The following is a 12,837-nucleotide window of genomic DNA, read 5'->3' on the forward strand; positions in this document are numbered from 1 at the left end:
GCTTTAACCTTTTCTAAGAGTCACGCGGGCAAACCATGCGCGGGGTAGATACGCGGAGGGTTCGATGGGTGCGCCCGTTGGCGACATGAAGGCAGTTGACAATACATCGGCCGAGGCGCTGTTGGACGCGTTCAAGGAGATTTCTCCTGCGGAACGGCGCCGGCACGCTACGGTCTTCAACTACTGGCTTTCCATTCGCGGAGACCGCCCGTTTCCGCCGATCCGCGACCTTGACCCCCTCGAAATCTCCGACGCGGGGCCCTGCAGCATCCTCCTCGAAGTCATGGGCGGCGGCGACGATGCCGATATCCGCCACCTTGGCCACGCCCTGAAGGACGGCAACCAGAAGATCGAAAGGATCAGCGAGGCTGCGCGCCCCTCCCTTCTCTCCTGCATCGCCAACCAGCTTCCGATCGTCGCCAGCTCACGCCAGCCGATCGCTTTTGAAGACAATTTCCCGTCAGGCGATTCGACGACGCATTGCTGGATCACGCTGCTGCCGTTCAGTTCGACCGGAAAGTGGATCGACTACGTTTATGGCTTCGTCAGCCTGAAAGGCGCCGGCGCTGCCGCCGAAGAGCCAGTGGCGGCCGAGGACGCCGAAGTTGCCGAAGTCGCCGAAGAGAAAATCGTCGAGCCTGTCGAAGAAGCGGCTGAACCGGCCGCTGAGCTGGTCGAGGAATCCGCCGAGCTCGAAGAGCCGCAAGCCGAGGTCGTCGAGCCCGAAGCCGAAGTCCTTGAAGCCGAGCCCGAGCCGGCGCCGGAACCCGAAGCGAAACCCAGGCGCCCTGGCTTCTCCGCTAAGATTTTCGATGCCCTGGCCGGCGTCGAGGGCTTCTACGGGAACATCGTGAAGATGGATCCGAAGCTCCCCTCCACCGAGGACGAGCTTCAGTCCGAGCCGGAAGCCGTCGAGCAGGAAGCCGAGCTGGAAGCATCAGCCGAACCCGAAGTCGCTTCGGAGCCGGAACCGGAAGTCGAGGCCGAAGAGGCATTCGAGGAAGAGATGGCGCCGGAACCAGAAGCCGTCGTGGAAGAAGTGGTCGAAGACCCCATCCATGACGAGGAAATTGCCGAAGAACCTGTCGAGAAATCTGCCGAAGCGATCGCCAAAGATGCTGTTGTCGTAACCAGTGGACCGGAGGGAACCTTGCAGAACAAATTGGCCGAAGTCCGTTCGAAGGCCGACGAAGCCCGGATGGCAAAGATCCGCAGCAACCTCGCTCTCTACGAAGGCCTGAGCGCAGCTTACGACTTCGCTCTCGATGCCGAGGAAAGCGCGGACGAATATCTCAAGCTCGTCGAAGACCAAGGGCTGAAGATCCAGCTCCGCTCGCCGATGAAGCCCGTCGTGAAGCTCGCTTTCGACGGCATGTGCGACGATGCGACCATCTCGCAGCTCGAAGCGGTCCTCGCCTGGGCGCTGAAGCAAGACCTGCCGCGCGGGTCGCTCGCCGCACGAATCGAGGAAGCAGGCGGAATCGCGCCGATCCTCAACGGGCAGGCAAAGGCCGCCTGATCACGAACAATTAAGGGCGTCGCTCACCCGGGCGGCGCCCCTCTTCTTTGTCCGTTATTACTTCCTGGAGTTGTTGGACTGCGCTTCGGCCTCGCCGAGCCGTAGCCCCTCGATCACCGCTTCGACCGCGCACTTGTCGGACAGCTCGGCGAGAAGTTCGGCGTCCGTATTCTTGTCCTTGTTCGCAAGGCGGTGAGTGCGGCTGGCGATGTCGCGCAGTTCGTTGATCGATGCCTCGCTCAAGTGATGCTGGTCGGACAGCAGCCGCTCGAGCACCGGCTCGGCCAACGGAGTCACGAATTCCAGCCCTGCAAATTCCTGGTGGCGCCAGACGACGCGGCAATATTGCGTCTCCAGCCCCGCGATGCTGAGCCATACCCACGTGTCGGAAGACGCGCCCGAAGCGCACTCGATCCGGCATCCGTGAGTCGAAATATCGATCAGCCGCGCCTGGACCCGGCTTCGGCCGGCTTCGCGCATCGTGGCGTTAAGGCGCAGGGCAGCGCGATTCGCCCGCCTGCGGTCGGTCTGCGGTTCAGCAAGTTGGACTGATAGAGTCATCTATATACGCTCTTCCCGCCTTCCTGATGCGCCATGAGGGTGAACAAATGGTTGTTGGCGGCCGGGATTTGCGATGATTGCCGGATTAGCCCTTCCAGTCGCGCATGGCCCGTTCGTAGCTCGAACGAGCCTGTTCCGCCTTTTCGGACAGCCAGTCCCGCTCGGCCTCATGCTTTCGCTGTAGATCGCGGCGCTTGCGCTCGAGCGCCTGCAGCTCATCGTCAATCTCGCGGAGCTTCTTGCGCTGCTTCTTCTCGGCCTTCTCGAGCGCTTTTTCGGCAGCCTCGAGCTCGTCCCGTTTCGGCTTCGGCCTGGACTTCGGTTTCGGCTTGAGCGCGACGACCTTGCCGCTGTCCTTCGCCTTCTTCGGCGCCGCCCGGTCCAGTTCGGCGAAGTGCTCGTCCGCGCTTGCCCGCACCCGTTTGATTACCTTGCCGGGACTGGCGAGCGGCCTTTCCATTAGCTTCGGGTCGGTGACCTGCTCCGCGATCCCTTGCGCGAAGATGTTCGAATCCGCGCCCCAAGCTTCGAGCGCGGCCTTCTGGCTTGGCGCCGCGACATAAGCGTCGTGGAAGCCGATCGGGGTCACGAAGACCTTCAGCTTCTGCTTGCGCTCAGGCTTCTTTGCCATGGCCATTCAACGCGGATTGCGAGGATGGTCTCCATGGGAGCTGCCGGACGGATCCCCCGAACCGCCCGGCGCGCCTCCCCAACTCAGTTGGTCTTGTTGGCCGTGCCAGTGACCTTCGAGCCGTCTCGAGGATCGCTGCTCACCCAAGTTAGCGACTTTCCGTCGGCCGATACCGTCGTCGCCGTCTCGTTCACGACCTTGCCGTCGCGGGTAAAGGTTTCCTTGAGCGCACCGCCGTCCTGAGTGACCTGGACGGTGGTTCCTCCGATGTCTCCCGTGATCGGAACCGCCGGACCTCCGATTTCAGCAGTGTAGGACTGTCCCTGGCCGGACCAGCTCACCTTGTTGCCCTCGATCTTGTACGTCGCGTTGAGCGCCTCTTCGGAATACTCGTTCACCTTTTCCGGCGTCCATTGACCCGAAATGGCATGAGCACCGGCCGGAGCAGGCCCAACCCGCTTAAGTGTCGACTGCCCGTCGACTGCGGGCGTTACCGTTGCATCGTGGAACTTTGCCGTTGCCGTATTGCCGTCGGCGGAGACCGTGAGGACGTTGGAAGAGACTTCCTTGTCGCCTTTCTTGCGATGGAACTCGACCGTCTTGTCGTCGACGACCTTCACCGACATGCTGTCGTAGTACGGCCGGTCCTTGACCGGATGGAATTGACCGTCGGCCGGCGTCGTCAGCGGCGGGATGCAGGTGTTGCAGCTGTAGCTGCCATCCTTCAGCAGATATTCGTCGGGCTTCTGCTCGAACTTCACGCTTTCGCGATCGGTTTTCCAGGTGCCGTTCAGCGCTGCAAGGCTGCCGGCCGCTTCGGTTGAAGCAGCTTCGTTGCCGGCGGCGCTTTCCTGCTGCTTACAGCCCGGAAGAGATAGGATCATCGCGGCGGCGATGGCGGTGCACGTCATCAATCTCATGTGGAAGTACCCCCTTCAGCTACACGAGGGGTCTGCCACAATTGGCCGCCCGCTCGGTTGGTCGGCCCCGTCATTTCGACAGGTGGGCGAGGTCGTCCGGCGCGGGAGATTATCTGTAATTAATCGAAAGTAAACGCGGATTAGTATCCCATCAGCGCGAGCACTTCGCGGCGGCTCCGCTCGTCGGCGCGGAAAGTCCCCATCATCCGGCTGGTAGTCATCATCACGCCGGGGGTTTGAACGCCGCGAGCGGTCATGCAGGCATGGCTCGCTTCGATCACGACCGCGACGCCCTTCGGCTGAAGATGATTCCAGATCGCGTCCGCGACCTGCGCCGTCAGCCGCTCCTGCACCTGCAGCCGGCGGGAAAAGCCGTGGAGTACCCGCGCAAGCTTGCTGATGCCGACCACCTTGTCGCCCGGCAGATAGGCGATCGACGCTTTGCCGATGATCGGCGCCATGTGGTGCTCGCAGTGCGACTGGAACGGAATGTCCTTCAGCAGCACGATCTCGTCATAGCCGCCGACCTCGTGGAACGTGCGGCTGAGATGGACCGCCGGATCCTCCTCATAACCCCGCGCATATTCCTTCCACGCCTTGGCAACGCGCCGGGGAGTATCGAGTAGACCCTCGCGTTCGGGATCGTCGCCGGCCCAGCGGATGAGGGTCCGAATGGCCTCGCTCACGTCTTCCGGAATCTTGCCGGTTGAAGAGGATTCGACGAGGTCGCCGTCCTCCGGCTCGCCATGTTCGAACGCGCTCATCGCCCAAGCTCCATCGCAATATCGTCCGCGACCGCTGCCGCCTGCCCTCTGATATCGGGAACCGCGATGATTTCCCAATACCGTCCTTTGGTCAGCGGCCCCATCGCCCAGGCCCGGTTGGATCCGGCTACGCGCGACCTTTCGTCAACGTCGAGGGCAATCCCGAGGTTGTCGGGGCGGATCAGTCCATCGGCGAGCATTCCCTTGAGCAATGGATCCCGCGTGCGGGAAATGGTTCCCAGCGGCCCGGTACAGTTGATCATATAGGCGAAGCAGCCTTCGTCGAGCCGCGACGCCCCACGCCGCCGGTAAGCCACTGTCAGCCCAAGATCATCGTCCGTCACAGACTGGATACGGCCAGCGACGATTTGCAGCCGGCCTTCGGCAATCAGCCCTTGCAGTCGCTCAGCGACTTCCGGGGCGATGCGATGACGATGAACGTCCCACCAGGGCCGGGCGTGACGGGCAAATCTCTTCTGCTCGTGCAGCGGAAGGCTCTGCCAGAGGCGGTGGCTGTGCGGCCGGAGCCCGTCGACGGCCGAGCGCCAGCCGACTTCCGCGCCGCGCTTGCGGAGCCAGCGCCAGATCGTTCGGACATGACCGTGCGGTACGTCCTCGGCGGCGACCGGTGCCGGGGCGGAGTCCGTATGCCCGCGCGGTATCAATCCCCGCCGCGACAGCGCGACAATCCGTCCGCGGTGCCCGGCCGCGTCGAGCGAAAGCACGGCATCGACCATGGTCAGGCCGGTTCCGACCAGCAGGACGTCCTCGTTGCTCGCGGCCAGGTCCTCGACCGCCGCCTGGGCGTCCCCGCTCCACGGATTGTGAATGACCCGCGAGCTGTCACGTCCGAACGGCAGCGGCTCGGGCGGCTGGTTGCCTATCGCCAAGACGAGTCCGCTCGCCCGGAGCTCTTCGCCATTGTCCAGCTGGAGCGTCCAGCCGTCCTCGCCCGGCTCGGCTTCAACGGCCTGTCGCTCGACCAGCCGCAGGCAGCCGCTGTCGATCGTGTCCTTGAGGATTCCGCGCAGATAGCGCCCGAACTGCTGCCGCTGAACGAAGTCGCGGCGATGCCCGCCGTCCGCCTCCGCAACCCGGACGAAATGGTCGAGGTCGTGCGCCCAGGCGCTCATCACCTCGGCGCGGACGTTGAGGACGTGGGCTGGTTCTCGGGTTGAATAGGCGACACCGTGGCCGGCTCGGCCCGCGCCGTCGATCAGGACGGATTCGATGCCTTTGCGCGCGAGATGCGCCGCAACCATGGTGCCCGAAAATCCGCCACCGACGATCGCGACCGGCAGGTGCCGGTCAGATGTCATAGTCAGACCATTGCTCCGGGTTCTTCGCCCCTATGCGCCGCTTCTTGATGTGCTCGCTGAGGTCGACAATCTTCCTGCCTGCCGTTTCGGTGAACCAGCCCGGTACAATCGCGTGGATCAGGCAAGCACCCCCTACAGCCAGCAGCTCGAAACCGATCTTGGCCGCTCCGGCGCCATGCTGAGCCCACGTCATTCCGAGAGATCGTGGATGGTCAGTGAAGAGGTTTCCGCCCTTCGATTTGTGCTGTTCTACAGCCATTGCCCTGTCCGCTGTGAACCAATTTGGTGGCCCCGGAGGGACTCGAACCCCCGACCTGCGGTTTAGGAAACCGACGCTCTATCCTGCTGAGCTACGGAGCCGCCGAGCGCCGGAATAGGCAAGAGGCGCGGCTTTATCAATTCACTTGGCCGGGCGGCACCACCGGAAGCGGGAGAGGGAGAAGCGGCACCCCTTCCTCGATCAGCGACTTTGTCTCTTCGGCGGTCGCCTTGCCATGGACCGCGCGCGGCTCGATCTCTCCTAGGTGCATGGCGCGCGCCTGCTCCGGAAGCTTGTCGCCGACCCATTCCGAATTGCTGAGCATCTTCGTCTGCAGCGCTGCCAATTCGGCCATCATCCCCTTCACGTCCGAGCGCGGCCCATCCGACCGGCCGACGAGCGGCGCCATCGGCGCCTTCTCGACCTTCGCCGACCCGCAATAAGGGCATTGCAGCAACCCGCGCTCGGTTTGCTCGTCGAAGTCGGCACCGGAGCTGAACCAGCCCTCGAAGACTTCTCCGCCGTCGAGGCACTTGAGATCGAATACGATCATCGCGCGACCGCCTCGTGGATGGGCCGGCGATGGCTGAGCGCCGGGACGCGGCTGCGCACGTCCGTGATCCTGCTCAGATCGACCTCGACCGTCTTCACACCGGCTCCTTCGCCCATGTCGAGCAACACCTCGCCCCACGGATCGATGACCAGCGAATGGCCGTAGGTGTTGCGACCGTCCTCATGATGACCTGACTGCGCTGCAGCCACGATGAACACGCCGGCTTCGATCGCGCGCGCCCTCAGGAGCACTTCCCAGTGCGCCTTTCCGGTCGGGACCGTGAACGCTGCCGGAACTGCGATCACATCGGCGTTAGCCTCCGCAAGGCGAGCGAACAGCGCCGGGAAGCGCAAATCGTAGCAGATGGTAAGGCCCAGCTTTCCCACGGGCGTACCGTCGACGATCACCGCCTCGCTGCCATGCTTGTAGACGTTGCTCTCGCGCCAGCTCTCGCCCGTGGGAAGATCGACGTCGAACAGATGGATCTTGTCATAGCGCGCCCGGACCTCGCCTCGCGGGTCAATTACAAAGGCACGGTTGGCGAGCTGCCGTCCCTCGGTACGCACCGCGAGCGAACCGATGTGGACCCAGATTTCCTTCTCGCGGGCCGCTTCTCTCGCCGCGGCGAGCACTTCGTCATTCTCTTCGAGCCGCACGTTGTGCGCGGCCCGCTCGGGGTCGCGATCGAGGAGCCCCGACATTTCGGGCGTGAACAGCATTGCGGCGCCGGCGTCCGCGGCGCGATCGATTGCGTCCACCATGCGCGCGGCATTGGCGGCGGGGTCGATGCCCGTATTCGACTGGAAGAGTGCGATCTTGACCATCAGGCCGCCAATAATTGCTCCAGCTTGCCGTCGCGGTCCAGCGCATAGAGATCCTCGCACCCGCCGATGTGCTGCCCGTCGATGAAAATCTGGGGCACGGTGGTGCGTCCTTTGGCGCGCTGGATCATCTCTTCCCGCAATGGGCTACCCCAGGTCAGTTCGTGCGCTTCATAGTCGACGCCCTTCGATTCGAGCAGCTGAAGCGCCCGAAAGCAAAAGCCGCACGTCGACTTCACATAAATCTCCACCCGGGCCACTCGTTCGCTCCTGCTCAACTCAACTGCATCGGCTTGATCACCCTCGCCCAGCTGACCAGTTCGACGCGACCGGCGCCTGCCTGCTCAAGCGCTCGCGCACAGGCATTGGCGGTGCTTCCGGTCGTCAGCACGTCATCGACGAGAACGATGGTACGCCCCTGAAGGTCCGCCTCGGGTTTCATCTTGAATGCGCCCGCGACCAATTTCCGTCGCTGGCGAGGGCTCATGCCCTTGAGCGCCGGCGTCCGCTTCACGCGCTTCAGGAGGCAGGGATCAGTGCGCGGGCCGGTCATCTTGGCAAGTTCCCGGGCGACCAGCGCTGACTGGTTGATCCCGCGCGACCACAGGCAGCTTCGATGCAAGGGAACCGGCACCAGAAGAGGCTCACCATCCGATCGGACCAGCGGCGCCATGTAGCGCGCCATCGTTCGCGCAAGCGCGACTTTCCGCCCGTGTTTCAGGCGCAGCGCAATGCTTCGCGAAAGCTCGTCATAGGCGAGCGCCGCCCGTGTGCGCCCGATGCGAGGCGGCTTGGCGATGCAAAAGCCGCACGTGTCTGCGTCCGTGGCCTCCAGCGGGATTCCGCAGGTCGAGCAGCCGCTCTCGCCGAGGAATTCGACCCTGGTCCGACATTCCGGACAGAAGCTGTGCAGGTCGGCGACGATGGTGCCGCAGCCCGCGCAACGGGGTGGCAGGGCGAAATCCAGCACCTGCTTCAATGCGAACCGAATAGTCTCACCCGCCCTCACTCCGTCCTTGTCGCCGCTCATCCTCCGCCGCACAAGCGCCCCGTGGCAGACGAGCTATTCGAACAGAAGCTGCGGGCATTACGCCGGAAACGCGCGCTCCGGCGCGGGCTGGAGCTGTTCCTGCATGAACGTGCGTTCGAGGACATCATCGAGCGCCTGTCGTTAGTGCAGCGTCGGTTTCGCTCGGGGCTTCTGGTCGGTCCGCCGAACCCGGGCTGGCGAGAACGGCTCCTGCAGATCGCGGACCAGGTCGACCTCTTCGAAACGGATGGGCTGATGCAGCTCGAACCCGGCTCGTACGACCTGTGCGTCGCGGTCGGGGAGCTGGATACCGTTAACGATCTTCCGCGCGCGCTCCTGACCATCCGCTTCGCTCTGCGCGAGGATTCCCTGTTCATCGGTGCGGTTCCGGGGGGCGACACTTTGCCCGCCCTCCGATCCGCCATGCGGGCTGCCGATGAGAAGATGGGCGCCGCGACGCCGCACGTGCATCCGCGCATCGAGCCGGCCGGTTTCACCTCGCTCCTGTCGTCGGCAGGCTTCACAATGCCGGTGGTCGACGTGGACCGCGTCCAGGTGAGCTACAAGGGCCTGGCCGACCTTGTTCGCGACCTGCGCTCAATGGGAGCGACCAACATCCTCGCATCGCGCGCTCGTCGCCCTTTGACCCGCGAAGCGATCGCCGCGGCAAGCCGACAGTTCCTGTCCGGAGCCGAGGATGGCCGTGTCACCGAGATGTTCGAGCTGCTCCACTTTGCCGCCTGGACGTCCGCTGTTCCGGGAAATGGATGAAGCGGTATTAACCTCTGCGCCGCATCAGTTGTTAACCCGTAATGGTGTAATCGGCTGTCGTGGACGTGGACCAGAGGAGGGTGGCGTGGACGCTATCCGAAGGAATTTTCGGCGACTGCGCACCGACCAGAAGGGCGCAACGGCGATCGAGTACGGACTGATCGCTGCACTCATCGTCATCGCGATGATGGGTGGCCTTCGCGCAATGGGCGGCGGCGCCGGTGGCATGTGGAGCAACATCTCACAGGCAGTGCAGAACTCGTAACGGAGTTCCCGGCGCCAGGGGCCGCGTTCAGGCGCGCCGGGACCCATAAACGACCAGCTTCACTTTCTGGCCCGGCACCAGCCTCGAGTTGACGGCCAGATTATTGAGCGCCAGGAATCGATCGAGCTGGAAGGTCCGATAGGCCATTCGGCTCGCGAGCGCTTGCACCGTCTCGCCCGGCGCGACGGTATGCACGTCGATGATCCTCGGACGGATGGCGGCGGCTTCGTTTGGAGTGATCCGCCGGATCGATTCCACCATCGGCACGAACGGACCGACACCCTGCCCGCCGCGGGTGATCATCACGAAGTGATAAACCGTGTTCGGGCTCCACTGGTAGGCGAAGACGCTGACGTCGACCGTTCCTGACGACGTTGCCGCGCGCCCCGTCGTGTAGGCGGCGGGAATGCCATTGATCATGGTCCGCTGCGGCTGGGGCACGGAAAGCTGGACCTCGTTGCCCGCAAGCTCCCTGAGCAGCTGGGTGATGTAGTTTTCGAGCGAGCCGTTGTAGCGGCCGCCGCTGAATTGCGCCTTCCCGGCCGTTCCGCTGATCGAGACGGCGGTCGTGCCGTTCTGCATCAGATAACCCTGCGGCACTGCGAAAAAGATCCGCAGGTCGGGATGGGTGAAAGTCCGGCCTTCGATGACGCCCTGCGCGGGATCGTCATCGACGTAGACGCCCTCGAGCTGGCTCAGGAACTGGTCGCGGTTGCGAAGTCCGCTCCCCAACCGCCCGGTCTGCCGCGCTTCGGCGAGCGCGCGCTGCATGCGATTCACGCTGAGGGGGTGAGTGCTGGCCCATTCCGGCGTTTGGCGGCTGTCCTGGCCCTGCACTCGGGCTTCAAGCGCAGTTGCCCGGGTGATTGCCGAAAGGACTCCGGCTGCGCCGGCAGGGTCGTAGCCTGCCGAGACGAGGTACCTCAGGCCAAGCGTGTCCGCCTGATACTCCTGATCGCGCGAGAAGCTGAGCGTCGCCAGCTGGGAACGCTGTGTCGCCATTTGCGCAACCGCGCTTCCGAATCCGCCGCCGATTACGCTCCCAAGGATGGCACCAAGCACGCCGAAGATTCCGCTCCGCTGCGCATAGGATTCTCGCGCCTGCGCATGGTTGGCGGCGACGTGGCCAACTTCGTGGCCGAGCGCGAAGGCCAGTTCGGACTCATTGTCCATCAGCCCCATCAGCTGGCGAGTGATGTAGACGTAGCCACCGGGCACGGCGAAGGCGTTCTCGACCGCCGAATTGAGGAGAGTGAAGCGGTATGCGCCCGGGGACACGCCCGAATAGGCCGCGACGCGGCGGCCGACACTGTTGATGTACGCCGCGCGCGACCCGGTTTCGGCGCCGCCGAACTCCTCCACCAGCTTCGGGTGATCCTGCTGGGCTTCCTGCACATAGCGCGGATTGATCCCACGGCCGGCGATCTGGGCCGAGGCCGCTACGGGCGACGCCACCATCGCGGCAGTGCCGAGCAGGAGGAACATGGAACGCATAACCAACCTTTCACATTCGCTACGGCCACGTAACTGACCCTCGCGTCTTTGAACGTGAGATTAAGGCGGTGGGTTCCTGTTGTGACCGTCAGGTCATAGCCAGATATTTGGCGCGCCGCTGCCGCAGGAGCTCGCCCCCGCCCAGCGCGGAACAGCCTTTCAGCTCCTCGATAATCGCTTCCTTGAGGTTCCGAATCGCAAGGTCGGGATCGCGGTGCGCACCGCCGAGCGGCTCGGTCACGATCCGGTCGACGACGCCCAGCGCCTGCTGGTCCTGCGCCGTGATCTTCATCGCCTCGGCAGCGTCGGCGGCCTTGTCCGCGGTCCGCCACAGGATCGAGGCGCAGCCCTCCGGCGAGATCACCGAATAGACCGCATGCTCAAACATCAGCACGCGGTTCGCAGCCGCGATTGCGACCGCGCCGCCGCTTCCACCCTCGCCGACGATTACGGCGATCATCGGCACCTTTAGCTCGAGGCATTCCTGGGTCGAGCGTGCAATGGCTTCAGCCTGCCCGCGCTCCTCGGCCTCGACGCCGGGAAAGGCGCCCGGAGTGTCGACCAGGCTGACGACCGGCAAACCAAAGCGGTCGGCAAGTCGCATCAGGCGGATGGCCTTCCGATATCCTTCCGGCTTCGCCATCCCGAAATTGTGCTTCAGGCGCGAGGCGGTGTCGTCGCCCTTCTCATGGCCAAGCAGCAGGACCTTGCGGCCGTCGATCGTCGCGAGCCCGCCGACGATCGCGGGATCGTCCGCGAACGACCGGTCCCCCGCGAGCGGCACGAAATCGCTCGTGAGGCCCGCGACATAATCCTTGAAGTGCGGGCGCTCCGGGTGCCGGGCAACCTGCGCCTTCTGCCAGGGGGTCAGCTTGGAATAGGTGTCGCGCAGCAGCTTGGCCGACTTGGCCTCAAGCTTGCCGATCTCCGCGTCCAGGTCGAGCTCACCGGAGTTCGCCGTTTCCTTGAGCTCGGACACGCGGGCTTCGAGCTCGGCAATCGGCTTCTCGAAATCGAGGTACGTCTGCATTGCGCGTTCGGGTAGGGTGGAGGTTCCGTTACGTCAACGACGGTCGGCGAGCGGATGGCGGGTATTCACCAGTTCGATCAGCCGCGCGCTGTCGACGTGCGTGTAGATTTGCGTGGTCGCGATGTCGGCATGGCCGAGCAGCGACTGGACGACGCGAAGATCGGCGCCACCGGACAGGAGATGCGTCGCGAAGGCATGGCGAAGCACGTGCGGGCTAATGCGCTCGGGCGGGATTCCCGCGTCTGCCGCCATGGTTCGGACGATCTGGTAAAGGCGCATCCGGCTGAGATGGGACTTGCCGCTCGGGAAAAGCCAGAGCGACGACGACGGCACTTCCTCGCGCCAGCGGACGACCGCCTGCTCGGCGCGGCTGGAGATTGGGACTAGCCTTTCCTTCGAACCCTTCCCCTGCAGGATCAGGAACGGCTGACCGACGCGCACCGCACCGCGTGGAAGGCTGACCAGCTCGGTCGCCCGAAGGCCGGATCCATAGAGCAGTTCGAGAAGCGCGAGGTTGCGAAGGGCGAGATGCTCGCCGCTCGACGCGCGATCTTCGGCCGCCTGGAACATCGCCGAGACCTCGTCGGAATCGAGTATTTTCGGAAGCGGCCTCTCGAAGGCGGGGCGCGGAAGCGCGGCCGACGGATCGTCCTTTCTCATGCCCTCGTCGAACAGAAATCCGTAGAAGCGCCGCAGTGCCGCTGACCGGCGGGCCACCGTCGATGGCGCGAGGTCGCTCCATTTCTTGCCGAGCTCCGACAGCGCGCCGCTATCCGCGTCGCCAAGGACTCCGCCGAGCGATTCCGAGGTTCGTTCGAGATCCGTCCGATAAGCCGCCAAGGTGTTCCGGGATGCACCTGCCTCGGCAGCCATCATGTCGAGGAAGCGATCAACCAGCGC

Annotated in this window: 16 protein-coding genes and 1 tRNA gene; 3 read left to right on the plus strand and 14 right to left on the minus strand. The window is 64.2% G+C overall.

The features are described from left to right. Nucleotides 1-64 precede the first annotated feature (64 nt). A complete protein-coding gene (locus ACMC5O_RS07415; RefSeq protein ID WP_187709306.1) occupies nt 65-1,519 on the plus strand; it encodes a hypothetical protein in 1,455 nt (484 codons plus the stop codon). A gap of 57 nt (nt 1,520-1,576) precedes the next feature. On the opposite strand, the gene ACMC5O_RS07420 is transcribed toward ACMC5O_RS07415, so the two are convergent. From ACMC5O_RS07420 to ACMC5O_RS07470, 11 genes are all read right to left on the minus strand, one after another. After that, nucleotides 1,577-2,080, minus strand: a complete 504-nt coding sequence (locus ACMC5O_RS07420; RefSeq protein WP_187709305.1) for a PilZ domain-containing protein — start codon at nt 2,078-2,080, stop codon at nt 1,577-1,579. Between the two features lie 85 nt (nt 2,081-2,165). After that, nucleotides 2,166-2,711 carry a hypothetical protein gene (locus ACMC5O_RS07425; RefSeq protein WP_187709304.1) on the minus strand — a complete coding sequence of 182 codons (546 nt, stop codon included), beginning with the start codon at nt 2,709-2,711 and terminating at the stop codon, nt 2,166-2,168. An 83-nt stretch (nt 2,712-2,794) separates the two neighbouring features. Further along, nucleotides 2,795-3,631 carry a hypothetical protein gene (locus ACMC5O_RS07430; protein ID WP_187709303.1) on the minus strand — a complete coding sequence of 279 codons (837 nt, stop codon included), beginning with the start codon at nt 3,629-3,631 and terminating at the stop codon, nt 2,795-2,797. 140 nt (nt 3,632-3,771) lie between these two features. Then, nucleotides 3,772-4,395 (minus strand): GTP cyclohydrolase I FolE, encoded by a 624-nt coding sequence (gene folE / locus ACMC5O_RS07435; RefSeq protein WP_426692620.1) that lies wholly within the window; start codon nt 4,393-4,395, stop codon nt 3,772-3,774. Beyond that, nucleotides 4,392-5,714, minus strand: coding sequence for an FAD/NAD(P)-binding protein (locus ACMC5O_RS07440; protein ID WP_426692621.1), 1,323 nt, complete (start codon nt 5,712-5,714; stop codon nt 4,392-4,394). The genes folE and ACMC5O_RS07440 overlap by 4 nt, the downstream gene beginning before the upstream one ends. Continuing rightward, entirely contained in the window at nt 5,704-5,973 is a 270-nt protein-coding gene (locus tag ACMC5O_RS07445) for a DUF6356 family protein (RefSeq protein ID WP_187709300.1), read from the minus strand. Before ACMC5O_RS07445 ends, ACMC5O_RS07440 begins: the two co-directional genes overlap by 11 nt. A 24-nt stretch (nt 5,974-5,997) precedes the next feature. Next, nucleotides 5,998-6,074 (minus strand) — tRNA-Arg (locus ACMC5O_RS07450). Nucleotides 6,075-6,109: 35 nt separating this feature from the next. After that, nucleotides 6,110-6,526: a DUF1178 family protein gene (locus ACMC5O_RS07455; protein WP_426692622.1), complete on the minus strand. Its 417-nt coding sequence runs from the start codon at nt 6,524-6,526 to the stop codon at nt 6,110-6,112. After that, nucleotides 6,523-7,350: a carbon-nitrogen hydrolase family protein gene (locus tag ACMC5O_RS07460; RefSeq protein ID WP_187709299.1), complete on the minus strand. Its 828-nt coding sequence runs from the start codon at nt 7,348-7,350 to the stop codon at nt 6,523-6,525. Before ACMC5O_RS07460 ends, ACMC5O_RS07455 begins: the two co-directional genes overlap by 4 nt. Beyond that, entirely contained in the window at nt 7,350-7,607 is a 258-nt protein-coding gene (gene grxC, locus ACMC5O_RS07465) for a glutaredoxin 3 (RefSeq protein ID WP_187709298.1), read from the minus strand. Before grxC ends, ACMC5O_RS07460 begins: the two co-directional genes overlap by 1 nt. Before the next feature lie 14 nt (nt 7,608-7,621). Then, entirely contained in the window at nt 7,622-8,377 is a 756-nt protein-coding gene (locus ACMC5O_RS07470) for a ComF family protein (protein WP_187709297.1), read from the minus strand. A 21-nt stretch (nt 8,378-8,398) separates the two neighbouring features. Between ACMC5O_RS07470 and ACMC5O_RS07475 the strand changes: the two genes are divergently transcribed. Then, nucleotides 8,399-9,148 carry an SAM-dependent methyltransferase gene (locus tag ACMC5O_RS07475; protein WP_426692623.1) on the plus strand — a complete coding sequence of 250 codons (750 nt, stop codon included), beginning with the start codon at nt 8,399-8,401 and terminating at the stop codon, nt 9,146-9,148. An 85-nt stretch (nt 9,149-9,233) separates the two neighbouring features. Further along, nucleotides 9,234-9,413: a Flp family type IVb pilin gene (locus tag ACMC5O_RS07480; RefSeq protein WP_246444418.1), complete on the plus strand. Its 180-nt coding sequence runs from the start codon at nt 9,234-9,236 to the stop codon at nt 9,411-9,413. A gap of 27 nt (nt 9,414-9,440) precedes the next feature. Here the strand turns inward: ACMC5O_RS07480 and ACMC5O_RS07485 are convergent, their stop codons facing one another. The 3 genes from ACMC5O_RS07485 to ACMC5O_RS07495 form a co-directional block, all read right to left on the minus strand. After that, complete coding sequence (locus ACMC5O_RS07485) at nt 9,441-10,898, minus strand: M48 family metalloprotease (RefSeq protein ID WP_426692624.1); 1,458 nt, start codon at nt 10,896-10,898, stop codon at nt 9,441-9,443. 97 nt (nt 10,899-10,995) lie between these two features. Then, nucleotides 10,996-11,937 (minus strand): acetyl-CoA carboxylase carboxyltransferase subunit alpha, encoded by a 942-nt coding sequence (locus ACMC5O_RS07490; protein WP_187709294.1) that lies wholly within the window; start codon nt 11,935-11,937, stop codon nt 10,996-10,998. A gap of 33 nt (nt 11,938-11,970) precedes the next feature. Next, nucleotides 11,971-12,813, minus strand: a complete 843-nt coding sequence (locus ACMC5O_RS07495) for a tyrosine recombinase (RefSeq protein WP_246444743.1) — start codon at nt 12,811-12,813, stop codon at nt 11,971-11,973. Between the last annotated feature and the right edge of the window lie 24 nt (nt 12,814-12,837).

Source organism: Sphingomonas sediminicola (assembly GCF_049991885.1).
Lineage (GTDB): Bacteria > Pseudomonadota > Alphaproteobacteria > Sphingomonadales > Sphingomonadaceae > Sphingomicrobium > Sphingomicrobium sediminicola.

Excerpts from the sequence above, each read along its gene's own strand:
- ACMC5O_RS07490 (WP_187709294.1), bottom strand. The coding sequence starts at position 11,937 with ATGCAGACGTACCTCGATTTCGAGAAGCCGATTGCCGAGCTCGAAGCC.
- folE (WP_426692620.1), bottom strand. The coding sequence starts at position 4,395 with ATGAGCGCGTTCGAACATGGCGAGCCGGAGGACGGCGACCTCGTCGAA.
- ACMC5O_RS07470 (WP_187709297.1), bottom strand. The coding sequence starts at position 8,377 with ATGAGCGGCGACAAGGACGGAGTGAGGGCGGGTGAGACTATTCGGTTC.
- ACMC5O_RS07440 (WP_426692621.1), bottom strand. The coding sequence starts at position 5,714 with ATGACATCTGACCGGCACCTGCCGGTCGCGATCGTCGGTGGCGGATTT.
- ACMC5O_RS07420 (WP_187709305.1), bottom strand. The coding sequence starts at position 2,080 with ATGACTCTATCAGTCCAACTTGCTGAACCGCAGACCGACCGCAGGCGG.
- ACMC5O_RS07455 (WP_426692622.1), bottom strand. The coding sequence starts at position 6,526 with ATGATCGTATTCGATCTCAAGTGCCTCGACGGCGGAGAAGTCTTCGAG.
- ACMC5O_RS07445 (WP_187709300.1), bottom strand. The coding sequence starts at position 5,973 with ATGGCTGTAGAACAGCACAAATCGAAGGGCGGAAACCTCTTCACTGAC.
- ACMC5O_RS07415 (WP_187709306.1), top strand. The coding sequence starts at position 65 with ATGGGTGCGCCCGTTGGCGACATGAAGGCAGTTGACAATACATCGGCC.
- ACMC5O_RS07430 (WP_187709303.1), bottom strand. The coding sequence starts at position 3,631 with ATGAGATTGATGACGTGCACCGCCATCGCCGCCGCGATGATCCTATCT.
- ACMC5O_RS07460 (WP_187709299.1), bottom strand. The coding sequence starts at position 7,350 with ATGGTCAAGATCGCACTCTTCCAGTCGAATACGGGCATCGACCCCGCC.
- ACMC5O_RS07495 (WP_246444743.1), bottom strand. The coding sequence starts at position 12,813 with ATGATGGCTGCCGAGGCAGGTGCATCCCGGAACACCTTGGCGGCTTAT.
- ACMC5O_RS07485 (WP_426692624.1), bottom strand. The coding sequence starts at position 10,898 with ATGTTCCTCCTGCTCGGCACTGCCGCGATGGTGGCGTCGCCCGTAGCG.
- ACMC5O_RS07425 (WP_187709304.1), bottom strand. The coding sequence starts at position 2,711 with ATGGCAAAGAAGCCTGAGCGCAAGCAGAAGCTGAAGGTCTTCGTGACC.